Annotated in this window: 25 protein-coding genes; 10 read left to right on the top strand and 15 right to left on the bottom strand. The window is 69.0% G+C overall.

Features of this window, described 5'->3' with window-relative positions:
- Positions 1 to 2: 2 nt before the first annotated feature.
- The gene (locus NM1_RS37555) at positions 3 to 350 is read left to right on the top strand and encodes a DUF6401 family natural product biosynthesis protein (RefSeq protein WP_068031756.1); all 348 of its coding nucleotides are present in this window, start codon (positions 3 to 5) and stop codon (positions 348 to 350) included.
- Between the two features lie 73 nt (positions 351 to 423).
- Here NM1_RS37555 and NM1_RS37550 read toward each other — a convergent pair whose 3' ends face one another.
- On the bottom strand, positions 424 to 1335 hold the full coding sequence (locus NM1_RS37550) for a mechanosensitive ion channel family protein (RefSeq protein ID WP_084520424.1): 912 nt from the start codon (positions 1333 to 1335) through the stop codon (positions 424 to 426).
- Positions 1336 to 1484: 149 nt separating this feature from the next.
- Positions 1485 to 2090, bottom strand: a complete 606-nt coding sequence (locus tag NM1_RS37545; protein ID WP_068031748.1) for a transglycosylase SLT domain-containing protein — start codon at positions 2088 to 2090, stop codon at positions 1485 to 1487.
- 817 nt (positions 2091 to 2907) lie between these two features.
- Between NM1_RS37545 and NM1_RS37540 the strand changes: the two genes are divergently transcribed.
- Both NM1_RS37540 and NM1_RS37535 read left to right on the top strand, forming a co-directional pair.
- Positions 2908 to 3369, top strand: coding sequence for a hypothetical protein (locus NM1_RS37540; RefSeq protein WP_068031745.1), 462 nt, complete (start codon positions 2908 to 2910; stop codon positions 3367 to 3369).
- Positions 3356 to 3808, top strand: a complete 453-nt coding sequence (locus NM1_RS37535; RefSeq protein ID WP_084520423.1) for a DUF4254 domain-containing protein — start codon at positions 3356 to 3358, stop codon at positions 3806 to 3808. The genes NM1_RS37540 and NM1_RS37535 overlap by 14 nt, the downstream gene beginning before the upstream one ends.
- A gap of 7 nt (positions 3809 to 3815) precedes the next feature.
- Here the strand turns inward: NM1_RS37535 and NM1_RS37530 are convergent, their stop codons facing one another.
- Both NM1_RS37530 and NM1_RS37525 read right to left on the bottom strand, forming a co-directional pair.
- Entirely contained in the window at positions 3816 to 5027 is a 1212-nt protein-coding gene (locus NM1_RS37530; protein WP_068031742.1) for an AbrB family transcriptional regulator, read from the bottom strand.
- A gap of 279 nt (positions 5028 to 5306) precedes the next feature.
- Positions 5307 to 6701 carry a cystathionine beta-synthase gene (locus tag NM1_RS37525; RefSeq protein ID WP_068031740.1) on the bottom strand — a complete coding sequence of 465 codons (1395 nt, stop codon included), beginning with the start codon at positions 6699 to 6701 and terminating at the stop codon, positions 5307 to 5309.
- 127 nt (positions 6702 to 6828) lie between these two features.
- On the opposite strand from NM1_RS37525, the gene NM1_RS37520 reads away from it, so the two are divergent.
- The 3 genes from NM1_RS37520 (at position 6829) to NM1_RS37510 (ending at position 9627) form a co-directional block, all read left to right on the top strand.
- Complete coding sequence (locus NM1_RS37520; protein ID WP_246011032.1) at positions 6829 to 7308, top strand: hypothetical protein; 480 nt, start codon at positions 6829 to 6831, stop codon at positions 7306 to 7308.
- A gap of 156 nt (positions 7309 to 7464) precedes the next feature.
- Positions 7465 to 8334, top strand: coding sequence for an SGNH/GDSL hydrolase family protein (locus NM1_RS37515; RefSeq protein ID WP_068031737.1), 870 nt, complete (start codon positions 7465 to 7467; stop codon positions 8332 to 8334).
- A 72-nt stretch (positions 8335 to 8406) separates the two neighbouring features.
- Positions 8407 to 9627 carry an acetyl-CoA C-acetyltransferase gene (locus NM1_RS37510; protein ID WP_068031733.1) on the top strand — a complete coding sequence of 407 codons (1221 nt, stop codon included), beginning with the start codon at positions 8407 to 8409 and terminating at the stop codon, positions 9625 to 9627.
- A gap of 78 nt (positions 9628 to 9705) precedes the next feature.
- On the opposite strand, the gene NM1_RS37505 is transcribed toward NM1_RS37510, so the two are convergent.
- The 3 genes from NM1_RS37505 to NM1_RS37495 form a co-directional block, all read right to left on the bottom strand.
- A complete protein-coding gene (locus tag NM1_RS37505) occupies positions 9706 to 10485 on the bottom strand; it encodes an alpha/beta fold hydrolase (RefSeq protein WP_246010881.1) in 780 nt (259 codons plus the stop codon).
- Positions 10486 to 10602: 117 nt separating this feature from the next.
- Complete coding sequence (locus NM1_RS37500) at positions 10603 to 11454, bottom strand: Bax inhibitor-1/YccA family protein (RefSeq protein ID WP_068031727.1); 852 nt, start codon at positions 11452 to 11454, stop codon at positions 10603 to 10605.
- Between the two features lie 131 nt (positions 11455 to 11585).
- Positions 11586 to 12737: a class I SAM-dependent methyltransferase gene (locus NM1_RS37495; RefSeq protein ID WP_068031723.1), complete on the bottom strand. Its 1152-nt coding sequence runs from the start codon at positions 12735 to 12737 to the stop codon at positions 11586 to 11588.
- A 72-nt stretch (positions 12738 to 12809) separates the two neighbouring features.
- Between NM1_RS37495 and NM1_RS37490 the strand changes: the two genes are divergently transcribed.
- Complete coding sequence (locus NM1_RS37490) at positions 12810 to 13385, top strand: AMIN-like domain-containing (lipo)protein (RefSeq protein WP_068031720.1); 576 nt, start codon at positions 12810 to 12812, stop codon at positions 13383 to 13385.
- 132 nt (positions 13386 to 13517) lie between these two features.
- Here the strand turns inward: NM1_RS37490 and NM1_RS37485 are convergent, their stop codons facing one another.
- The 3 genes from NM1_RS37485 to NM1_RS37480 form a co-directional block, all read right to left on the bottom strand.
- Positions 13518 to 13835, bottom strand: a complete 318-nt coding sequence (locus tag NM1_RS37485; protein WP_068031717.1) for a nuclear transport factor 2-like protein — start codon at positions 13833 to 13835, stop codon at positions 13518 to 13520.
- 153 nt (positions 13836 to 13988) lie between these two features.
- Entirely contained in the window at positions 13989 to 14156 is a 168-nt protein-coding gene (locus NM1_RS42780) for a hypothetical protein (RefSeq protein ID WP_157124082.1), read from the bottom strand.
- Positions 14157 to 14226: 70 nt separating this feature from the next.
- Entirely contained in the window at positions 14227 to 15678 is a 1452-nt protein-coding gene (locus NM1_RS37480; protein WP_068031792.1) for an MDR family MFS transporter, read from the bottom strand.
- Between the two features lie 659 nt (positions 15679 to 16337).
- On the opposite strand from NM1_RS37480, the gene NM1_RS44835 reads away from it, so the two are divergent.
- Together NM1_RS44835 and NM1_RS37470 are read left to right on the top strand one after the other, a co-directional pair.
- Positions 16338 to 16511 carry a hypothetical protein gene (locus NM1_RS44835; RefSeq protein WP_157124080.1) on the top strand — a complete coding sequence of 58 codons (174 nt, stop codon included), beginning with the start codon at positions 16338 to 16340 and terminating at the stop codon, positions 16509 to 16511.
- A gap of 91 nt (positions 16512 to 16602) precedes the next feature.
- Positions 16603 to 17244, top strand: coding sequence for a DUF305 domain-containing protein (locus tag NM1_RS37470; protein ID WP_084520422.1), 642 nt, complete (start codon positions 16603 to 16605; stop codon positions 17242 to 17244).
- Positions 17245 to 17294: 50 nt separating this feature from the next.
- Here the strand turns inward: NM1_RS37470 and NM1_RS37465 are convergent, their stop codons facing one another.
- The 3 genes from NM1_RS37465 to NM1_RS37455 form a co-directional block, all read right to left on the bottom strand.
- On the bottom strand, positions 17295 to 17585 hold the full coding sequence (locus NM1_RS37465) for a hypothetical protein (RefSeq protein ID WP_174556952.1): 291 nt from the start codon (positions 17583 to 17585) through the stop codon (positions 17295 to 17297).
- Between the two features lie 294 nt (positions 17586 to 17879).
- On the bottom strand, positions 17880 to 19556 hold the full coding sequence (locus NM1_RS37460) for a DUF885 domain-containing protein (protein ID WP_246010879.1): 1677 nt from the start codon (positions 19554 to 19556) through the stop codon (positions 17880 to 17882).
- Positions 19557 to 19607: 51 nt separating this feature from the next.
- On the bottom strand, positions 19608 to 20513 hold the full coding sequence (locus NM1_RS37455; RefSeq protein WP_068031703.1) for an NADP-dependent oxidoreductase: 906 nt from the start codon (positions 20511 to 20513) through the stop codon (positions 19608 to 19610).
- Positions 20514 to 20579: 66 nt separating this feature from the next.
- Between NM1_RS37455 and NM1_RS37450 the strand changes: the two genes are divergently transcribed.
- Positions 20580 to 21002: a winged helix-turn-helix transcriptional regulator gene (locus NM1_RS37450; protein ID WP_068031700.1), complete on the top strand. Its 423-nt coding sequence runs from the start codon at positions 20580 to 20582 to the stop codon at positions 21000 to 21002.
- On the opposite strand, the gene NM1_RS37445 is transcribed toward NM1_RS37450, so the two are convergent.
- Both NM1_RS37445 and NM1_RS37440 read right to left on the bottom strand, forming a co-directional pair.
- On the bottom strand, positions 20947 to 22254 hold the full coding sequence (locus NM1_RS37445) for a lipase family protein (RefSeq protein WP_246010877.1): 1308 nt from the start codon (positions 22252 to 22254) through the stop codon (positions 20947 to 20949). The two genes, NM1_RS37450 and NM1_RS37445, sit on opposite strands and share 56 nt — an antisense overlap.
- A gap of 14 nt (positions 22255 to 22268) precedes the next feature.
- A partial coding sequence (locus NM1_RS37440; RefSeq protein ID WP_068031694.1) for an esterase/lipase family protein occupies positions 22269 to 23236 on the bottom strand: 968 nt, incomplete at its 5' end.

The raw sequence follows: 23236 nt of genomic DNA, 5'->3' as shown, positions 1-23236 counted from the left end.
GGGTGTTTTTGCTCGGCTCCGCGTTGCTCGAAGTGTCGGCGCGCAAGACCTTGAAACGCCTGCACTCCACGCACGGAGCTCCGGCGCTCGCCGCGGCGCGCGAGATGCCCGCGCTGTCGGCGGCGCTGGATCAGCATGCCGCGGCCGTCCGCGACATCCTCGACCTCGGTGTGGAGAATTCGGCGGCCGTCCCGTCCGGTGTGCTGCTCGCCGGGTACGCCCGCGGCCTGGTGGAACATTCCGGCCGCGGTGCCGCGTGCGCGCCGCACGATGTCCCCGGCTGGGCCGCCGCCGAGTGGTTGTCGCTGCGGCTGGCCGCGGTCTGCGTGCTGTCCGGCGCGAAGGCCTGAACGCGGACGAAAAAGGCCGGGCGGCCACGGATTACTCCGTGACCGCCCGGGATTTGTGTTGTCGCCGCCGACCTCAGCGGGGCTGCTGCGGATCGCCGTATCCCGGCGCCTCGCCGTAACCGGATCCGCCATAGCTCGAGCCGCCGTAGCTGGATCCGCCGTAGCCGTGCTCGGAACCGGCCTCCGGGCGATAGCTCGCACCGCTGGTCTGCGGTGTCCACCGATCGCCGGGCTGCGGAGCGCCCGCCCACTGCTGCCGATCGGCATCCTCGCGACCGCGCTGATACGCCTCGGCGTGCCCGCGCAGCTGCGGCATCTCGCCCTCGACGGTGTCCAGCCAGCCCTCCCAGCGCTGCTGCATGGGCCGGATCAGGCCGCCGCCGATACCGACGACCAGGATGCCGCCGATGGTGGCCAGCACCGTGATCAGGATCGGCGTGGTCACCGAGGTGGCGACACCGATCTGATTGAGCGCGGCGATGATGCCGACGCCCCAGATGAACACCGCGGCCAGCCGCCCCAGCATGCGGCCGTAGGACAGCCCGCTGAGCATATTGCCGATCAGATCGGTGACCACGCGGGCGATCGCACCCGCGACGCACACGATGACGATCGCGACCGCGGCCCGCGGCAGCCAGGACACGATGCCGTTGAGCATCGTGCTGACCGGATTCGGACCGAAGACGCCGAAGCCGATCTGCAGCGCGATCAGCAGGATCGCGTAGTAGACCAGCTTCGCCAGCAGATCGGTGGCGTCATATTTGCTGTTGGCCAGCATGTCCTTGATGCCACCGCGTTCGACCAGTCGGTCGAACCCGACCCGGCGCAACACCCGATCGGCGACCTTGGCGACCACCTTCGCGATGATCCAGCCGACGAACATGATCGCCAGGAATCCGACGAATTTGGGTACGAACGTCGCAATCGCGCTCCACGCGTTCGACATACCCTGCTGAAAATCGATAGCCAGATTGGAGGTGTACACGACCGATCCCTTCGCTATCTCGCCTGTTCGGGCAGTTTGCCAGAACATTACAAGGGGGGACGTACCCCGCTGTGATCATCTGAATCAGCGGTTTGCAAACATTTTGCTGACGTCTCGATAACGAACGGGTCCGCTAACGAGACCGCGAATCAGTAGGCCGAGTTGACGTTGTCCATCGAGCCGTACCGGTGAGCGGCGTAATTGCACGCGGCGGCGATGTTGGCGACCGGGTCCCAGATATCCCAGGACGTGCCCTCGACGTGATACGCCTGGAAGGTCGGGTCGATCACCTGCAGCAGGCCCTTGGACGGGATGCCCGCCGCGGCGTTCGAGTCGTACAGGTTGATGGCCTGCGGGTTACCCGTCGACTCGCGCATGATGTTGCGGATGATGCCGTCGTAGCTGGCCGGGATGCCGTGCACGGCCATGACGTCCATCGCCTCGCGGATCCAGCCGTCCAGGTTGTCCGGGTAGCTGGGCGCGGGAGGCGGCGGCGGGGCGACCGGCAGCGGCGCGGGCATGGGAGCCGGCGCGGCCTCGGGGGCCGGTGCCTGGAGCGCGGCCGGTGCCGCGGGAGCAGTGGTGTTATCGGCGGTCGCGGCGATCGTGGAGGCCAGCGCGGCGGGCTGCACATCGTCCGTTCCGTGACCCACTGCGGAGGTCACGGCGGCGAAGGCGGCCAGCGCCAGGCTCGCGGATCCGGCGGTGCGTGCGACCGCCTTGGCTCTACTGCTCTTGATGGACTTCTTCGACATGCGCGGTGTTTCCTACTCTGGTGTCGGCCGTTGCGGGCCTGCAGCAGGCAGCACGGAACCGGGGCGATACCGTCACGGTTCACCTGTGCACTGCTGCTTTTGTGGAACTTGTTATGAGAGAAGGGGATTCGCAGTCCCCACTGACACGACTGAGATCAGCGATTGCCGGGCGGACCGGCAACGGCGCCCGAAGCGCTCGCGGCCGCGGCGGCTGCCGCTGCGACGAACGCCGTACCTGGCGGCGCGTCCGTCGCGGTCGTATTCCGCATTGGCGTGACAACTCCTCGTGCTATCCGGGGTCGGGACAACCGACGAGGTCACAGGATGGTTGCGGTAGGTTAACGTAAACTGAACTGAAGGTGAACAAACGGTGCGCACCCCTGGCAAACGCTTAAAGTTCAATCTTCTATAACCCGCTGACCAGGTCATTCGGCAGTAATCGCAAAGTGCCGCGGGTCACAGAAAAAGTTGCCGTGTCGTGCTGGACAGCGTCGATTTGCCCGGATTTCTGGGGGCATCAGCCCGTCTAGGTAACGGTTCGTGACCATCCGCGCCGGCGCTCGCCGATAACCCCGTGTTCGCCCGGCACGAAGGGACGGACGCCGACCTCACAATCCGCGGCACACCGATGCGCATGACCTTGTTACGACCGGTCATCGAAGCGCCATCTGCCGGTCACCGCAGCGGCAAGGTTGAACGCGCAAGCTATCAGCACACCCGGTGCCGGATGCCGACCATCCGCCGCACGGGGCACGGTCGCCGCAGGATCGCCAGGGGTCGTGCCGGGTGAACAGCGCTCGCCGCCCCGGAGGTACCGATGTTCGAATCCTGCCACTCCCCTGACGAAGTTGCGTATCTGCTGCGGATACGCTTCGGATTTCCCGTCGACCTGTTCGCCGGACGTCCGTTCCTGTCCTGCGGCCGTCGCATCGACGGCATCGCCATGCCGCCCGATATGGGGCGGCGGGTGCGCGCCGGACTGCGTTCGGCGCCGGCGACACCCGCGGTCGCCGATCCGCGCAACCGTCGCTGGGTCTTCCTGGCCGCGCCGCCGCGGCCCTACCACGCCGCCGGACGGCAACTGCGCAATCTCATGGCGGCCTCCGGCGTCACCCTGCTCGCCGCCGGGCACCGGGTCATGCTGCCGACCTCGGACTATCCGCTCGGCTGGCACTGGGCCAGCGAGCCGGCGCCGGGGCCGATGCTGCTGCCGGAGCGCACCGCGGTGCTGGCCGCCGTGCGGGAGTCGATCAGGGAGGACGCTCATGTCCTCGCGTGACGCCGCCGCGCTGCCGGACTGGCACGAACTGCTCGCCGCGTTCTGCGGCCATCTCGGCGACGAGCCGGGTGATCATCCGATGGTGCGCTGGGCACGCGCGCTCGCCGAATTACATCTGCGACGACATCTACAACCCACTCATGCGGCCGAAATCGACTGCGGCCGAGCGGAACTCGTCGCCACCATAGACAGCTGGATCGGCGAACGGCTACCGGCACGGCGACATCGCGGCCTGTACCCCGAATCGCTGGGTGCGGCCGTCGACCGCCTGGCCGCCGCCCAGGTGCACGCCAATCGGCTGCTGCACGGCGCCGCGGACGTCTCCGACGAACGCGTGCACACGGCCTGGTACCGGCTGGCGTCGCTGGCCGACGACTGGAGTGACCTGGTCGACGAGGTCCTACACGGCCAGCCCCGCCAGCGGATGCGCTCGGCCTGAGCACGGTTCACGAAGATGACTGCGCAACAACTGTTTTCACGTCCGTTCCCGAACCGGCCTCCGGTCCGGGAACGGCGACCGACGGCACCGGGTCCGGTGATACGCGGTCCGCATTCGCCGGATCCGCCCCCGCCCAGCGGTGCAGCGCGCGCATGATCAGCGGCAGCAGCAGGATCATCAGCAACAGGCGCACGCTCTGCACGGTGGTGATGAGCGGCATGTTGGCGTTCATATCCTCGGCGGCGGCCAGGACCGCGTTGAGCCCGCCGGGCGTGGTGGCCAGATAGAGATCGGACAGTTCCAGGTCTACGAACAGCGCCAGCCCCAGCGCGAGCGCCGCCACGAGCGCGGACAACGCGACGACCGCCGCGGTCATCCCGGGCAGCAGCCGCGCCATCTCCATCACGACGGTGCGGGTGAACCGGGTGCCGACCTCGAATCCGATCAGCACGAACAGCAATTCCTTGAACAGGTTGGTCGGCGCGTACCCGTGGCTGACGCCCACCGCGGTCAGACCCGCGGTGATCAGCAGCGGCCCCAGCAGCGCCGGACTCGGCAACCGCAGCCGTCGGCCGCAGCGAATTCCGATGAGGCACAGCATGATCGCGATCGACAACCCGGCCACCTGGTCGCCGCGGCCGACGATCATCCAGTGCGGCAGATCGGGATTGGTGACCCCGTCGCCGAAGGTCTCGAGGACGTCCACCGCGCGGTCCCCGTCGTCGAGCAGCATCGCCAGCACCGGCGCGGTGAGCGCGACCATGCCGACCCGCAGATACTGCATGAACGCCACGCGCCGCGGATCGGCGTCGAGTTCGTCGGCACACGACACCACCGCGGCCGAGCCGCCCGCGATCAGTCCGAGGGTGGCCGTCGGCAGGTCCACCCGGGCCACCCGCGCGAATACGAGGGCCACCAGCACGCTCACCACCACCGTGGCGGCGGTGACCGCGAGCACCGGCAGCAGCGCCAACCCGACCGAACGCAGCAGCGAGACCTGCAGATAGCTGCCCATCAGGACGCCCAGCATGGCCTGCACCCCGACCGACACCTCTTTCGGCAGCGGCGCGGGCAGCCGCCCGGTGAGCGCGAGCGCCGCCCCGACCACGATCGCGACGATCATCTGCGGCGCCGGGAACCGGGTGCGATCGAGCAGCTCCGCCACGCCCAGCACGGCCGCCAGCAGAACCATCCATCCGAGCGCTTGCCACCGGGTCATGCCACGCCATGCTCGTCCCCGCTGATGAACGTCGGGTAACAGCACAGTTATCCCTCGTCACAAGCGCGGTGATCCCGGACTCACGATGAATTCCCCTGCACTATAGGGAAATTCAACGGCGCTGTTCCGCCTGCTTGCGAAATACGTTGTCAAATTGCCTGCAGGGCAACCTTGCAGCGTCAACCCTCGGCGATCCAGGGTGCGCACAGCATCGCCGAAGCGCTCGTCCATCGGCGGAAGACGGCACCGAACCTGTTGCACTCCAGCTTTTCTCGCACCTCAGCGCGCGGGGAGGCCGGAGCGGCTCAGGAAGCCGAGGAGGTCGTGGCGGGTGATGACGCCGATCGGCTTGCCGTCCTCGACCACCATCAGCGCATCGGTGGACTCGAGCGATTTGGTCGCGGCCGAGACCGGCTCGCCGGAGCCGATCAGTGGGAACGACTCGCTCATATGCTTGGACACCGGGTCGGTGAGGTGGGCGCGGCCCTCGAAGACCGCCGAGAGCAGATCGCGCTCGGTGACGCTGCCCGCCACCTCGCCCGCCATCACCGGCGGCTCCGCCCCGACCACCGGCATCTGGGAGACGTCGTATTCGTGCAGGATCTCGATGGCGTCGCGCAGCGTCTCCTGCGGGTGCGTGTGCACCAGATCGGGCAGCGCGCCGGACTTGCCGCGCAGCACGTCGCCGACGGTGGGCTCGGCGGTGCTGCCGTCGAGCCGGGACCGCAGGAAGCCGTAGGAGCTCATCCACTGGTCGTTGAAGATCTTCGACAGATAGCCGCGGCCGCCGTCGGGCAGCAGCACGACCACCACCGCATTCGGATCCCGCTCGGCCACCCGCAGCGCCGCGACCACCGCCATGCCGCAGGAACCGCCGACCAGCAGGCCCTCCTCGCGGGCCAGGCGGCGGGTCATATCGAAGGAGTCGGCGTCGGAGACCGCGATGATCTCGTCGGGCACGGCCGGGTCGTAGGCGCTGGGCCAGAAGTCCTCCCCGACGCCCTCGACCAGATAGGGGCGGCCCGAGCCGCCGGAGTACACCGAACCCTCCGGATCGGCGCCGACCACCTGCACCTTCCCGCCGGAGATCTCCTTGAGATAGCGGCCCGCGCCGGTGATGGTGCCGCCGGTGCCGACACCGGCGACGAAATGGGTGACGGTGCCGTCGGTATCGCTCCAGATCTCGGGGCCGGTGGTCTCGTAGTGGCTGTCCGGGCCGCCGGGGTTGGAGTACTGGTCGGGTTTCCACGCGCCGGGGATCTCGCGCACCAGGCGATCGGAGACGCTGTAGTAGCTGCCCGGATCCTCCGGCGGGACGGCGGTCGGGCACACCACGACCTCGGCGCCATAGGCGCGCAACACGTTCCGCTTGTCCTCGCTCACCTTGTCCGGGCAGACGAACACGCACTTGTACCCGCGCTGCTGGGCGACGAGCGCCAGGCCGACGCCGGTGTTGCCGGAGGTGGGCTCGACGATGGTGCCGCCGGGCTGCAGCAGACCCTGCTCCTCGGCGGCATCGATCATCTTGACCGCGATGCGATCCTTCGAGCTGCCGCCCGGGTTCAGGTATTCGATCTTCGCCGCCACCAGGCCGGAGTTCGGGCCCACCACGGAGTTCAACCGCACGAGCGGGGTATTGCCGATCAGGTCGACGACGTGGTTCGCGATGCGCATAGGCCCATCGTTGCAGAATGTCGCAGCTCACCCGGCAACCGCCCCGGGGTCGGGAAAGTATGAGCGGGCACACCGGCCGACGCCGCGACGAATATCTCGGTTTCCGCCTATGATCTGCCGGGTGAGGATGCCGAAGACCGCCCGCACCGCCGCCGTGCTCGGAACCCTCGGGGCCGCGACGGCGATCGCGTCGTCCGCCGTGGCGGGTGCGCAGACCGTCGAATTCCCCCAGACGCCGAGCGTGTTCTACGGCGGCCTGTGCTGGGGCAACATTCGTACCTGGGCCGACACCAGCCCCGACTATCCCGGCCGGGCCATCATCAATGTCCAGTCGCTACCCATCGCGGGCGTCGGCTCCGGCCAGTATCCGTTCGCACCGCTGTGCAACGTCGATACCACCGTCGCCTGGCGCAACACCACCACCGGCGCCGCGGGCGAGTACCGGCTGAACGTGGTGGCCGGCATCTACGGCAGCATCCTCTACGCCCAGTTCCAGGACACCGGCCCGGGCCACATCGAGGTCACGGTCTCCACCAGCAACTTCAACATCCCGGCCAAGGGCGGCTTCGAGGTCGTAGGCCCGCCACCTCCGCCCCCGGGCGAGTAAGGCCCGACTCCCGACACGCACCCGGCGATGCGGGGTGCGTGAGTCCGTTCGACCCCGATAACGCGCCGATGACAGGTGCTCACATTCGCCGGATCCGGCACGATATAGACAGACGAAATCGTGGTCGGGTGCGGTGGAGCGGAAAGGGGTCGGCAGGTGGCGAGAACGTGGCGCACGTTCGCGGTGACCGGTGCTGCCACGGTGGCGGCGGGGTCGGGTGCGGGTACCGCGTGGTGGGCGGGTTATCGGCTGCTGATGCAGCAGGCGCAGGCGGCCCGAGCGGTGATCGGTCGCGATACCTCCAAGCCGCCGGAGGCCGACGGCGTCTATACCGCGGGATGTCCGGCGCCCGAATCATGGCGCACCGGAATCCCTTTCGACCTGCACCTGATGATCTTCGGTGACTCCACCGCCGCGGGCGTCGGCTGCGACGACGCCGAGCAGGTGCCGGGCGTGCGGGTCGCTCGCGGCCTCGCCGAGGCGACCGGACAGCGAATCCGGCTGAGCACCAAGGCCATCTCGGGTGCCACGTCGAAGGGCTTGGCCGGGCAGGTCGACGCGATGTTCGTCGCCGGTCCGCCGCCGGATGCGGCGGTGATCCTGGTCGGCGCCAACGACGTCACCAAGAAGCATTCCGTGCTCCGCTCGGCACAGCGGCTGCGCCGGGCGGTGCAGCGGCTGCACGACGCGGGCAGCGTGGTGGTGGTCGGCACGTGTCCCGATCTGGGTTCGGTGGCCGCGATTCCGCAGCCGCTGCGGACCGTCGTGCACAGCTGGAGCGTGCGACTGGCGCGGGCCCAGGCCGCCGCGACCCGCGCGGTCGGCGGGTGCCCGGTGCCGATGGGCGATCTGCTCGGCCACGATTTCCGCAGCACACCCGAGGTGCTGTTCTCCGCCGACGGCTTCCATCCCTCGGCCGCCGGGTACGAGTTGGCCGCCGCTCACCTGCTCCCGGCGCTGCTGCGCGAGCTCGATGAGCGGGATACGGGCATACCGGGTGTTCCTAGCCCGATCGGGGCGACGTAGATTCGGAGGAGAATTCCGTACCTGTGTACCGAACGGCCGCTTGGTCGTTCGCCGCCCGACGAAGGAGTCCTCATGCCAGAGGCCGTCATCGTTTCCGTTGCCCGCTCCCCGATCGGCCGTGCAGGCAAGGGCTCGCTCGTGGGCATGCGCCCGGACGACCTCGCCGCCCAGATGGTCCGCGCCGCCCTCGACAAGGTGCCGGCGCTGGCCGCCTCCGATATCGACGACCTGATGCTCGGCTGCGGACAGCCCGGCGGCGAGGCCGGCTTCAACATGGCGAAGGTGGTGGCCACCCAGCTGGGCTACGACTTCCTGCCCGGCGTGACGCTCAACCGCTACTGCTCGTCGTCGCTGCAGACCAGCCGGATGGCCTTCCACGCCATCAAGGCCGGCGAGGGAGACGTCTTCATCTCCGCCGGTGTCGAGACCGTCTCGCGGTTCCCGAAGGGCACCTCCGACGGCTGGCCCGATACCCACAACCTGAAGTTCGCCGACGCCGAGGCCCGCACCGCGAAGCGCGCCGAGGGCGGCTCCGACGGCTGGGTCGACCCGCGCGAGAGCGACCAGCTGCCGGATGTCTACATCGCGATGGGCCAGACCGCCGAGAACGTCGCCCAGTTCACCGGCATCTCCCGCGAGGACCAGGACCACTGGGGCGTGCGGTCGCAGAACCGCGCCGAGGAGGCCATCAAGTCCGGCTTCTTCGAGCGCGAGATCACCCCGGTGACGCTGCCCGACGGCAGCATCGTCACCACCGACGACGGCCCGCGCGCGGGCACCACCTACGAGAAGGTGTCGCAGCTCAAGCCGGTGTTCCGGCCCGACGGCACGATCACCGCGGGCAATGCCTGCCCGCTCAACGACGGCGCGGCGGCGCTGGTGATCATGAGCGACACCAAGGCCAAGGAGCTGGGCCTGACCCCGCTGGCGCGCATCGTGTCCACCGGTGTGTCGGGGCTGTCGCCGGAGATCATGGGCCTGGGCCCGATCGAGGCCGTGCGGCGGGCGCTGAAGCTGGCCGGCAAGACCATCGACGACCTCGACCTGTACGAGATCAACGAGGCGTTCGCGGTGCAGGTGCTCGGCTCGGCGCGCGAGCTGAACATGGACCTGGACAAGCTGAACGTGTCCGGCGGCGCGATCGCCCTCGGCCACCCCTTCGGCATGACCGGCGCCCGCATCACCGCCACCCTGATCAACAACCTGCAGACCCACGACAAGCAGTGGGGCCTGGAGACCATGTGCGTCGGCGGCGGCCAGGGCATGGCGATGATCATCGAGCGCCTGAGCTGACGCCCGGCAACTCGGCACTCTGATCACCCCGCGGCCCCGGCCCCTAAGCCGGGGCCGCGGGGCTCAGCGGCCGGTCCCTCACCGACCGGCCGATGTCAGGAAGTCGCGAACCAACGGGCTTGCGGTGGAACGGAACTCCTCGAAATAGGCGTGGCGGGCACCCGGGATCAGGTGCAGACGAGCACCGGGGATTCGCTCGGCCAGCAGGGGCGCGTTCGCGACGGGATTGAAGCGGTCGTCGCTGCCGTGCACGACCAAGGTCGGAGAGGTGATGTCGGGCAAGACATCCCAGGCGTCGTGGCGGTGGCTGGCGATCAGGTGGCGGCGGCGGGCGTAGGACGGCATTCCGGGATCGCCGAGGGTTTGGTAGGGCCCGGGGTGGGTGGCGAGCCACTGCGGGGTGTACATGAGATCCATCAGCGCGTGTTCGGCCGTCGCCGGATCCGCCAGCAGCCGGCGAATGTCGCCACCCCGATCCACCGCCTTCCGCCCGCCGGGTGAGGTGCAGCCGAGCACCAGCGCGCGTACCCGATCCGGATGCCGCGCGGCCAGCCACTGCGCCACCCGGCCGCCCATCGAGGTGCCGTACACGTCGGCGCGGTCGATCCCCAGATCGTCCAGCACCGCGATCGCGTCCTCCGCGAATCCCGGTGTGCTGTACGCGATATCCGGCTTGTCGCTGTCCCCGGTGCCGCGATAGTCGAGGGTGATCGTGCGATGCGTGCCGTGGAAATCGTCGCGAATGCCGTCCCACCAGTGATGGTTGTTCGACTGCCCGGCAATCAGCAGCAGCGGCGACCCGTCACCCTCGACCTGATACGCGATGCGAATGCCATCGGCGGCCTTTGCATACAGCACGTTTCCGCTCCCTTCCTCACTCACCGCAACGCCGCCCGGCATTCCCTTGCTCCCGCCCGCACGAAAAACGGGTGGCCACCGAGGATTCGGTGGCCACCCGTCGAACTATGCGGACCGCTAGTCGTTCTGCAGGTAACTCAGCAGCCGCAGGATCTCGAGGTACAGCCAGACCAGGGTGACGGTGAGGCCGAGGGCGACGCCCCAGGCGGCCTTCTCCGGCGCCTGGGCGCGGATCAGCTGGTCGGCGGCGTCGAAGTCGAGCAGGAAGCTGAACGCGGCGATGGCGATCACGACCAGGCTGAAGATGATCGAGATGGGGCCGCCGTCGCGCAGGCCGAAACCGCCCTCGGTGAAGAACGCGGCGATCATGTTGCCCACCATCAGCACCAGCACGCCGATCATGGCGCCGACGATCATGCGGGTGAAGCGGGGCGTCACCCGGATGGCGCCCGTCTTGTACACCACGAGCATGCCGAAGAACACGCCGAAGGTCCCGAGTACCGCCTGCGCGATCAGCCCGGAACCGCCCACGCCGCCGAAGGCGACGTTGGTGAACATGAACGACAGCGCGCCCAGGAACATGCCCTCGAAGGCGGCGTAGCTCAGGACGATCGCGGGGTTGTCCTGCTTACGGCCGAACGTGGCGACCAGCACCAGCACCAGGCCGACCAGGCCGCCGACGATCACGAACAGCGGCGCCAGCGCGTGGTTGGCGGCGGTCAATCCGTAGGAGAGGATCGCCGCGACCGTGACCACGCCGAGGGTGATGCCGGTCTTGGTGACGACGTCATCGATGGTCATCGGACGGGCGGCGGCCTGGGTCGGCGGCTGATACTGCTGCTCGTAACCCTGCGGCTGCTGCCCGTACTGGGCGAATCGCCCGGCGCCCGCAGCCGCCGAACCGAACCCCGCGTATCCACCCTGCTGTTGCGGCAGGTTCTTGAAGATCGGGTTGCTAGAGGTGCGCACCGTTCTCGTGCCTTTCCGAAGGTCGCGGTCCACGACTCTCGTGGCCGTTTCGAGTATGCAACGTGCCGCGGCAGGATCAAGTTCCCGAACCGGGCGAAAATCCGGACAAAGCGGACTGTACCGCCCCGAATCTACTCCTGTCGTACGTCGCGCAGACCACGCATCGACCGCGTCACCGTGAACTTGCGGTTGCGGGCCACCACGTCGGTCTTGCCGACCAGCCGTTCCATCACCCCACGATAGTTCAGGTGCGAGTTGTATACCGTCCACAGCTCACCGCCGGGTCGCAACACCCGCCCCGTTTCGGCGAACATCTTGATCGCCGAGCCGGTATGCACCGCCGCACCCACGTGGAAAGGGGGGTTGCACACCACCAGATCCGCACTGTGCTCGGCCACCCCCGCCATCGCGTCGTCGCGCAGCACCGTCACCCGATCGGCCACGCCGTTCGCCGCCGCCGTGGCCCGCGCAGAGGCGACCGCGGCCGCCGACTGATCGGTGCCGACCACGCTGACCTGCGGGCGCGCCTTGGCCAGCGCGACCGCCAGAATGCCGGTGCCGCAGCCCAGATCGATGGCGTCGCGGGCGTCCGGCTTCATCCGCCGCACATGCTCGAGCAGGAAACGGGTGCCGATGTCCAGGCGCGGGCCCGAGAACGCCGCACCGTGGGCGACGACCTCCAACTCCAGTTCGTCGAGCCGGCTGTGCACGGGGTAGGGCGGTTCGCCGAGCGGTTTCGGCTGCTGCGCCAGCAGGATTCGCGACTTCTGCCTACCGCGACTGGCCCGCACCGCGGCGAACGACTCGCTCAGCACGTCGTTCATGGCCGGTGTCAGGTATTTGTCGCGGCCACCGGCGAACACCTCGACCTCGGGATCGGCGTAGCGGGCGACGGCGTCGGCGATCTCGGCCAGCCCGGACAGCGCCCGGGGCAGCCGGAGCAGCACCACGCGCACATCCTCGAGCAACCGCCGCCCCAGCGCGTGCGCGGTATAGCGGTCGGCCAGCCCTAGGGCGCGCGCGTTGTTGGCCAGTGCGAGCTCGCCGGTGAGCAGGTCCTGATGCACGCGGACCCCGCTCAGCCCGTGGGTGGCGATGGCCCCCAGCGTGAGCGCGCCGTACCCGTCGTCGATCACCGCCACCCGATCGCCCTCGACGGCGGCGAGGGAGTCGGCGGCGACATCGAGGATCAGCCGGTCGGCGGCGTCGACCGCATAGAGGTTCACCGCTTCCACGTCGGGGTATCGCCGCAGCCGGCTCAATACGTCATCGACCTCCTGCACGCCTACAGTGTGCTAGATCGTTGCCGTGTCGTCGCGCCGACCCCGGTGGTATTACCGCATACCATCGGCCCCATGCGTAACAGGCTGGCGTTGACGGTGGTGGCGGCACTCGCACTGCTGGCGGGTTGCTCCGACGGTTCGTCCGATACGCCCGGGCCGCCGCCCGCGGCCGCGCCGGTCACGTCGACGGCCGGGCCGGAGTCCCCGCCCACGGCCGCGACGCCGCAGCAGGGCAAGCCCTCCAACGACTCCCGCCTCACCGTCACCGGCGTGCGCATCGGCCACCACGAGGGCTTCGATCGGGTGGTCTACGAACTCGGCGGCACCGGCACCCCGGGCTGGCGGGTGCAGTACACCGACCGGGCGGTGCAGGACGGCAGCGGGCGGCTGATCGATGTGGCCGGGCAGTCCATCCTCGAGGTACAGATCCTGGGCTCGGCCTATCCGTGGGACAGCGGCGTCACCGCGTACGAGGGCCCGGATCCGGCGACCGACCCCGACGCGCCCGCCATCGCGGGCGTCTACCGCACCCAGGTCTACGAGGGCACCACGCAGTCGTTCATCGGCGTGAATGCCGACAAGCCCGCCTTCTCGGTCAGCGCCCTCCAGAACCCGGCGCGGCTGGTCATCGACGTCGCCACGAGCTGAACGCGGAGGCAATCATCTTCATCCCCGGCACGCGGAGACACCCATCTTCATCCCCGGCACGCGGCGACACCCATCTTCATCCCCGGCACGCGGCGACACCCATCTTCATCCCCGGCACGCTTTTGGCCGGGGTCAGGCCTGGCCGGTCTCGAAGCGGGACACCTTGTCCCCCGCGACGGTGAAGCGCCAGGCGGTGCGCATGGAACCCCAGCGGTCGTTGGCGTAGTCGGCGACGAAGGATCGGCCGCCGTCGGCGATCGTGGCCGGGTCGACGGTCATCCGGCCGTTGGTGTCGAAGGCCTCGCCCTGCACCCACTGCCGCAGGTCGCGGTCGCTGCCGTCGTCGGACATCGTCGCGCCGTCGGTGAGCAGATCGCAGAAGGAGGCGCTGTCGCCCGCGTTGAGCGTGTCCACGAACTTCGCCACCACGGGATCGAGTTGGTCGGCCATACTGACGCCCCTTTCGGGTCGGGTACCGCACGATCGGGTCACAGCAAATCTACCGCAACACGCTTCGCGCGTCCGTTCGTCAGGCCGTGGCAGTCATTGCGTCCGTTCGTCAGGCCGTGGCAGTCATTGCGGCCGTTCGTCTGGCCGGGCGGATCACTCGCCGGATTCGTCGCGCGGTGCCGGCTCGGATCGCGGATTCAGGCGGATCACGCCGCGGTCGAGGTCGAGATCGCCGACCTCGAACGACTGGCCGCTGCCCGCCTCGTCGTCGCTCTCTTTGCGCAGCCTCCCGCCGTGCAGGAGTTCACCGAACTGTCCCATGCGGCCCACCCTACGCCGCACCTCCGACGTGCGCGGGTCCACGAGCCACCCACCCTCGGTGAGCGGATCGTCAATCCTGTACGGCCGCCAGGTTTTCCGACGCGACCGGCACCGAACGTGCCGACCGGCTGCGGGGCAGCGCCGCGGCGGCCACGACCATGACCACAGCCATCGCGGAGACTCCGAGGAACACCAGGTGGATCGCCGACGACAGAACCTCCGGCGCGGGGTGCTCGGCGCCGCCCACCCGCATGTTCACCAGCGCGCCGAACACCGCGACCCCCACGGCGCTGCCGATCGAGCGCGCGAACATGTTGGTGCCGGTCACCACCCCGCGCTCACTCCATTCCGCGCTGGTCTGCGCGGCGATCAGGGTCGGTGCCGCGACCCAGCCCAGCCCGGCGCCGACGACGAAACAGCTCAGCGCGATCTGCCACAGGGCGGAGCCGCTGCCGAGCAGCAGGGTCGACAGCGCCCCGAGCGCGGCCAGCGAGCTGCCGATGAGCGCGGTGCGGCGAAAACCGATGCGCAGGTACAGCTTTCCGGCCAGCGACGCGGTCAGCGGCCAGCCCAGCGTGAGCGCGCCGACGGTCAGACCGGCAACCAGTGCGCCGACGCCGAGCACGCCCTGCGCGAAAGTCGGCACGTACGAGGTCAATCCGAGCATCACCGCGCCGATCAGCAGCGACGCCAGGCTGCTGGTCACCACGATGCGGCGGGTGAACACCCACAGCGGCAGAATCGGATTCGGCGCCCGGTGCTCGATGAATCCGAACAGCACCAGCAGCGCCGCACCGCCCGCGAACACCGCGATGCTGATCGGCGAATTCCACTCCCATGAGTGCCCGCCCTCCAGCAGCCCCAGGATGACCGCGCCCGCGCCCACGGCCAGCAGCGCGGCGCCGAGATAGTCGACGCGGTGCCGCTGCCGGGGCGCGGTCTCCCGGAACGACCGCAGCAGCACCCATGCCGCCAGCGCCGCCAGCGGCAGGTTGATCAGGAAGATCCACCGCCAGCTGACGTAGTCGGAGAACAGCCCGCCCAGCAGCGGCCCGAGCACCGACGAGGCGGCCCACACGCTGGCCAGGTAGCCCTGCACGGTGGCGCGCTCCTCGAGGGTGTAGATATCGCCGGCGATGGTCATCGACATCGGCTGCACCGCGCCCGCTCCGATACCCTGCACGGCGCGGAAGATGATGAGCGCGAGCATGTTCGAGGCGAGTCCGCACAGCAGCGAACCGAGCGCGAAGACGGCGATTCCGAACAGCATCACCGGCTTGCGACCGAAGGTGTCGGCGATCTTGCCGTAGATCGGGACGGTGACGGCCTGCGCCAGCAGATAGATCGAGAACAGCCAGGGGAACTGGGAGAAGCCGCCGAGGTTGTCGGTGATGGTGAGCACGGCGGTGGCGATGATCGTCGAGTCGAGCGCCACCAGCGAGGTGGACAGCATCAGGGCCGCCAGGATGGCGCCGCGCTCGGAACGGAGGCCGATGGAGGGTTTTCTGGCGGCGGCGGTCACGGGCACCCTCTCTCATTAGCTCGGCTCAACAACTGAGTCGAACGCCCCGCGTGCGCGCGTGATTCCATACCGGAAGGGGGTATTTCCGATCGAGGCTCTAGAATGGCGGCGTGGTCGACCAGCCCAGCTCCGGCCGGGCCGACGGTGACGCGCCGACGAGCCGCCCCTCGGCCCCGCCGCGCATGCCCGGATATATCCGTGCGCTAGGCGTGCTGGTGCTGCTGGCGGGCGTGGCCGTAATGCACGCGGTCGTCTTCGGCAGCGGTCACGCACAGGCGGCCGGGCATGCACAGACAGTCGGGCACGCGCAGGCAGCTGAGCCGATGGCGGCGGAGGGGCCCGGCGCTGTACTGATGCATACCTCGGGATATGCGGGGCGTCCTCCGGCCGCAGTCCACAGCGGGCACTCGGCGACACGTCCCTGGGATGCGCGGATGCCAGCAGACATTCGGAGCAGCATCGGCCACTCGGCGGGCGCTTCCCACTCGGCGGCCCTGGCCCCCTCGGCAGCCAACGCCGATTCATGGGGCGGCCCTGGGTTGCCTGGCGATTCCGCAGCGGCACATCGGGCCGACAGTGTGGCATCGGTCCCGGCTCGCGCCGACACCGGGGCGAACTGCGAGGGCTGCGGCGGGACGCACGGCGGTATGCACGCATGTGTGTTCGTCTTGGCGGCGCTCGTGCTGGCGCTGGGGCTGGCGGTGCTGGCCTGGGTCGGGTTCGGCGGGCGCGACACCGGGCGACAGGCAACTTCGCGGCAGGCGTTCCGGCGGGCCCGGCCGCCGCCCTGGACGGTGCTTTCACTCTCGGAATTGGCGATTCTGCGGATCTGATGGAGGTTGCCGCGCCGACGTGAAACCCACGTGGGCGCGGGTCTCGCCTACCTGTTTCAGATACCTATCGCACTTACCGAGGAGCACAATCATGTTCACTTCGCGCACCCGAATCACCCTGGCGGGCACCGGCATCGCCGTCGCCCTGCTCGTCGCGGGCTGTGGCAGCGACGACTCCGACACCTCGGCGCCCGCGTCGAGCACGTCGGCGGCCGGTATGTCGGATATGCCGGGAATGCATCACGGCGGAGCGTCCGGCACCGCGAGCCGGCCCACCCGCACCGACTTCAACGACGCCGACGTGTCGTTCCTGCAGATGATGTATCCGCATCACGCGCAGGCGGTCGATATGGCGAAGCTGGTGCCGAGCCGCTCACAGAACCCGCAGCTGATCACGCTGGCGGCGAATGTGGAGAAGGCACAGGCACCGGAGATGCAGCAGTTCACCGACCTGCTGCGCAGCTTCGGCAAGCCGGCGCCCGCCGCGATGGGCCACAGCATGCCCGGCATGATGTCGCAGGATCAGATGACGGGCCTGCAGAACGCCACCGGCCCCGAATTCGACCGGATGTGGATGCAGATGATGATCGCCCACCACGAGGGCGCGATCGATATGGCGAACACGGAACTGGCGCAGGGCACCAACCCGGACGCGAAACGCCTGGCCCAGGACATCGTCACCGCTCAGCAGGCGGAGATCCAGCAGATGCGGGGGATGCTCGGCCAGAGCTGAGTAATAGGCGGGTGTGCCGGACTCCGGCACACCCGCGCGCGGGGGCGGGGTCAGGCGCCGATGACGGCGTTCATGATGGTGCCGGCGCTGGTGGCAACGCCGCCGCCGATCATGGCGCCCGCAATCATCTTCGGCGACTCCAGGCCGCCGCCGCTCCACTTCTCCCAGGCGAACCTGCCGCCGCCGTAGGTGACGGCCATGACGCCGGACAGCAGGATGAACCAGGTGAAGTACCGCACCAGCTTCATCAGCTTGTCGGCCGCCGGTGGAGTCTCCGGGGTGGGGTTGCCGACCTGAGCCAGCACCGTGCTGTACATATCGTGTGCCGCGGCGAGAACCATGCTCACGTTCGTTGTCCTCTCGGATGCTGAGGTATTGCCGTTGTGAAGCAGTCCGCCCGGATGACGCGGTGGGCGGCGAGAGCATGCAGGTGTAACTCGTCGAACAACATCAATTGAACCGCATCGGCGCCCCCGACCGAAAGCGGACACACCACTTGCGGCACAGCTGATCACGCGACCGAAAACCTTGTGCCCGTTTACGGGCGATTCTTCGGATGCGCGTTTACCGGCGGCGCACAGTTCGCGACCGCACACCGTACGCCGCCGGCAGGGGACGGCTTGTCCAGGAAATTGCTACAGCGTGGCGGCCAGCTCCCGCAGCACCGGCAGGCTCACCGATCCGGCGCCCAGCACCACATCGTGAAAGGCCTTGATGTCGAAGCGATCCCCGAGCCGGCGGGCGGCCAGTTCGCGCTGTCGCCGGATCTCCAACTGGCCGACCTTGTAGGCGACGGCCTGGCCGGGGATGGCGATGTAGCGATCGACCTCGACGATGATCTCCGAGACCGCGACCGGCGCGTTGGCGACCATGAAGTCGACCGCCTGCTGGCGACTCCAGCCCTTGGCATGCAGGCCGGTATCGACAACCAGCCGGCACGAGCGCCACGAATCCGCGGCCAGCATCCCGACCCGGGCCAGATCGTCGCCGTACAAACCCATCTCGTCGGCGAGGCGCTCGGTGTAGAGCGCCCAGCCCTCCACGAATGCGGTGTTGGAGAACGACTGTCGCTGGAATCGCGGCAGATGATCCAGCTCGTTGGCGATGGTCAGCTGCAGGTGATGGCCCGGGATGGCCTCGTGGTAGGCCACCGCCGCGGTCTCGAATCGGCTGCGGCTCTTCGGGTCGTGCTGATTGACGAAATAGGTGCCGGGCCGGGAGCCGTCGGAGGCGGGCGGGAAGTAGTACGCCGCAGGCGCATCCGCGGCCAGGAACTCCGGAACCGGGACGATGTCACAGGATTCGCGCGGCAGCCGCCCGAACCAGTTGGGCATCTCGGCGATTGCGGCGCCCAGACAGCGCTCGGCATCGGCCATGATCTCGTCGCCGTCGGCATAGCGCAGGGCGGTGTCCTCGCGCAGCCGGGCAAAGATGTCGGCCAGGTCGGTGGTGCCGAACAGGCGGCCGCCCACCTCGGCGTACTCCTCGCCCAGCCGCTGGATCTCGGTCAGGCCCAGCTCGTGGATCTCGTCGGCGCCCAGATCCGGCAGCGTGGTGTGATGCTGCAGCAGGCGCCGGTAGATGTCCTCGCCGTCGGCGCCCAGCCAGCACAGGCCCGGTTTGTCGTCGGGGCGGGCGGCCGGGAGGAGTTCGTCGGCCAGGACATCGCGATAGGACCGGAACGCCGGGCGGATCACGTCGCGCGCGACGTCGGACAGCGTTGTGCGCCAGTCCTTTTCGCCGTCCCAGTCGGCGGGTCCGGCGAAGGTGACGAACGGGTCGCTCGCGAGATCGGAGGCCAGGTAGCCGTCGAGCTGGTTGAGCGAGCGTTCGATCGCGATCCGCGCCGGGGTGCGCCCGGCCTCCAGCCCGTTGCGGAACCGCTGCGCGGCCTGGTCGAGCAGCGTGCCGAACTGCCGGTAGCGCTGCACGAGCGCCACCGCGTTCTCCGGCTGCGGCGCGTTGACCTGCGGCGCCAGCGTGAGCATCCCGGCGTGCACGCCGTCCATCTGATCGGAGGCCAGCTCCGTCGGCCGCCACGCCACATGGTCGATCCCGGATTCCAGCTCGTTCTGCAGCAGGCTGCGGGTGACCCGGTCCTCGGCGGTCAGCCGCTCGGGATCGAGCGCCGCGACTCGCCCCAGCAGCCGCTCCCACCCAGCCTGCAGCCGCCGCTCGGCCTCTTCCGACAGGTCCTCGATGCGATCGTCGAAACGCCTGTCCCCCAGCAGCGTCGCCGAACTCGGCGACGACTCCAGGACACTGTCCCAGTACTGTTCGGCCAGATCGATCAGTTCGTCGTGGGCATCCATGCCGACCATCATGCCGGGCCCGACAGCCCTCGCAACGCCATTTCGCGGCGGTCAGGCTGTCTCCCAGGGCAGCAGGACGATCTTGCCTCGTACCCGGCCGGATTCGCTGAGTTTGTGCGCCTCGGCGACGTCGGCCAGGGAGAGCACCCGGTCGATCTCGACGCGGAGTTCTCCGCGTTCCACCAGTTCGGCAATGCGCTGCAGGTCCGTGCCGGACGATTCGGCGTAGACGCGGTGGTAGCGCGGATCGTGCTCGGCGTCCGAGCCCTGGGTGTCGATATAGCGGCCGTCGGGGCGCAGCACCTGCAGCGAGCGGGTGCCGTACGCGCCGCCGATCAGGTCGAGCACGACGTCGACGTCGCGCACAGCCTCCGTGAAATCGACTGCGGTGTAATCGATCAGCTCCTGCGCCCCCAGGGCGCGCAGAAACTCGTGGTTGGCGACGCGGGCCGTGCCGATCACGTATGCCCCGCGCGCCTCGGCGATCTGCACGGCCAGATGACCGACGCCGCCCGCCGCCGCATGGATCAGAATGCGCTGTCCGGCACGGAGTTCGGCGAGGGCCTGCCAGGCGGTCAGCGCCACCACCGGGAGGGCGGCGGCCCGCGCATGGTCGATGCTCGCGGGCTTCCGGGTGAGGAAATCCGCCGGTACCGCAACGTATTCCGCATAGGCCCCGGACCGGCTCAGCAGCATGCCGAACACCTCGTCCCCGAGCCCGAATACCGTGACGCCCGCGCCGACCTCGGCGACGGTGCCCGAGACGTCGAGCCCGAGGGTGAACGGCGGCTCACCGAAATGCGGCAGCGCTCCCGACCGCAGTTTCCAGTCCGCGGGGTTCACCGACGTGGCCGCCACCCGGACCAGCACCTCCCCCGGCTGGGGCGTCGGCCGGGGCACCTCCACGGTCTCCAGCACGTCAGGGCCACCGAATGTCTTCTGACTGATTGCTCGCATGAAACCGATTCTGTGTCGCCTAGTATCTCTTGGAAAGAAGGCACTATTTCCATACCGAGGTACCCGATGGATACCGGCTGTGACGACTGGGCCGCCGACCCCGACAATCTGGTGGACAGCTATCTGCACCACTGCCCCGCCCGCGAGATCCTCGCCGTCCTGGCGGACAAGTGGGTCCTGCTCGTGCTGGGGGTGCTGCGCGCGAGCGGCGGGCCCGTCCGATTCAACGATCTGCGCCGCCGCCTCGACGGCATCACGCAGAAGATGCTCACCCAGACGCTGCGCACCCTGGAACGCGAGGGCCTGGTCCGGCGCTCGGTCTACCCGACCGTCCCGCCGCGCGTGGAGTATTCGCTGACAGAACTGGGCGCCGACCTCGGCCGGGTAACCCACCTGCTGGGCACCTGGACCATCGAGCACAAAGACGAAATACTCACCGCGCGAACAGAATTCGACGAGCGCCAGGAGGCCGCACCGACACCGGTGTGACGGGATGTACGGGGATGGGGCGAGCGGTGAGCATGCGGAGGGTGAGGGCGGCCAGGTGGCGGTGGCCCGCGAGGGCGCGGCGGGAGGTGGCTACCGACCAGACGGTGTCGGTGCCGGTGGGGGCCGGGAGGTCGGCGAAGCGGTCGGCGATCCAGTCGGCCATCACCGGGATGCCGAGGAACTCCAGGGGCAGGTGGGTGCTCAGGCGGTCACGGAGGTATCGCACCCGGGCACCCGCGCCGGCGTAGCGCAGCACCAGACCGTCCACGTCCGCGGCGGCGATCACCTCGTCGTTGACGCCCTGCAGCACCAGCAGCGGCATGGCCGGGGCCGTGCCGCCGGGGCGGATGTCGGCGAGGATCTCCTGCATCACCGGCGTCTCGATCAGGGTGGTCAGACCGCCGCTGGAATGCTTGTCGACATTGCGGCGCGCCAGCTTCGCCAGCAGCGGAAGCGTCGCTGTCACTTCGGCTTTCGCGAGCATGTCCAGGTATCGCGGGCGCAGGTGGGCCCGTAGCACCGCCGCCAACTGCGGGTAGCCCCGGCACAACCCGGCGGTGAACACCATCGCGAACCCCGCGAACCAGGTGCCGTTCAATCGCTCGAACGCCCGGCCCGGATCGCCGACCGGCGAGCCCGCGACCGCCCCCACGATCGAGAGTTCCGGTGCGTAGTCGGCGGCCAGCTCGGCCGCCCACGCGGTGGCCAAACCGCCACCCGAATATCCCCACAGCGCAATCGATGTCGTCGCACCCAGGCCCAGCGGGCCGAATGTCAGCGCGGCACGAACTCCGTCGAGCGCCCGGTAGCCGGGCTCCCGCGCCACCCCGAAATGTCCGCCGGCACCGCCGTGGTCGGGCACCGATACCGCCCAGCCCCGCGCCAGCGCGGCGACGATCAGGGGCAACTCCAGCTGCGGGATGGCACCCAGCGCCCGCGCGCCCCGCCGCAGCGCGTACGACGGAAAACACTGCGGCGCAACGGCATCGATCGCACATTGAAAGGACACCAGCGGCCGCGACCGGTCCGGCGCGGCCCCGTGCGGCAGCAGCACGGTGGTGACCGCCGCCTCGGGGGCGCCGCGCCGGTCACGGGTCCGGTAGAGCAGCTGCCAGGCCGAGACCCGAAGCGGGACAAGGCCGAACAGTGCGATTTCGACGATCCGTGAACGCAGTACCGTGCCGTCCGGCAGCCGTTCGAACCCGTCCGGCGGGCGATAGAACGGGTCGACATCGGGACGGAGCGGAAACACACTCGCCGCATCGCTCACAGGCCGCCCCCGCCGCCGACGAGCCACGGATTGAACGAGCACGCCAGGTCCGGATGACCGGCCGGATCCAGGGCGCGCAACGCGATCGACAGCGCCCGCGGGGAATACATCATCGTGAGGTGGTCCGACAGGTCCTGTTCACAGCCCTGCTGGAGGGTGATGTTGTCGACGGTGGCGTCCGGCCCGGCGCGGAGGAAGGCCAGGTCGAGCGGATTCATCACCTCGTCGTATCGCGAACCGACCACCGTGTACGCGACACCCGGGACGGTGTCGCCGCCGGCGTTGAGCCGCGTGACGAATTCGGATCCGATGGCCTGTTCGATATTCGCCGGTCCGATGAGCGGCCGGTAGAAGCCCATGATGTCGATGCCGAGATTGGTGATGATCCGCCCCAGCGTCGCCATGCCCATCATCGTCGTGCCGTGGTGCGTGGCGCCGAAGGTGACCAGCCGCCCGACCCGGTCGGCACCGCCCTCGAATTTCAGATACTGATTCGACACGGTGCCGCCCTGCGAATGCGCGACGATATCGACGCGGTCGGACTGCGTCACCGCCCGCACCCGGTCGACGAAGGCCGCCAGCTGCCGGGCGGATTCGCCGATCGGGCCGACGCCGTTGCGGCCGGGCAGAATCGGGCCCAGTCCACCACCCTCCAGCAGTCCGGACAGGCCGTAATTGAAGGCGAAAACACAAAATCCGGCGCGGGCCAGTTCGGGTGCCATATAGGCGAAGTTGTCGTAGGCGTTGAGCCAGGTGCCGTGCATCAGCACCACCGGATTCGGATGCTCCGCGCTCGGACGGCAGTCCCAGCGGTTGGCGCCCGGCGGCGCGGCGTTCGGATGGGTCACCCCGTAGCCGAATGCGGCCAGATAGGCCGACACCTCGGGGCCCTCGCCGACGGCCTCGGCCGCGCGGCTGACCACCGCGCCGGAGCCCGAGGAGCTGCCGGAATCCACGATCGGCC

This window comes from Nocardia mexicana NBRC 108244 (genome assembly GCF_001613165.1).
Classification (GTDB): domain Bacteria; phylum Actinomycetota; class Actinomycetes; order Mycobacteriales; family Mycobacteriaceae; genus Nocardia; species Nocardia mexicana.
Note: the sequence above shows the minus strand (reverse complement) of the source record. Positions and strands in the feature narration are given on the sequence as shown.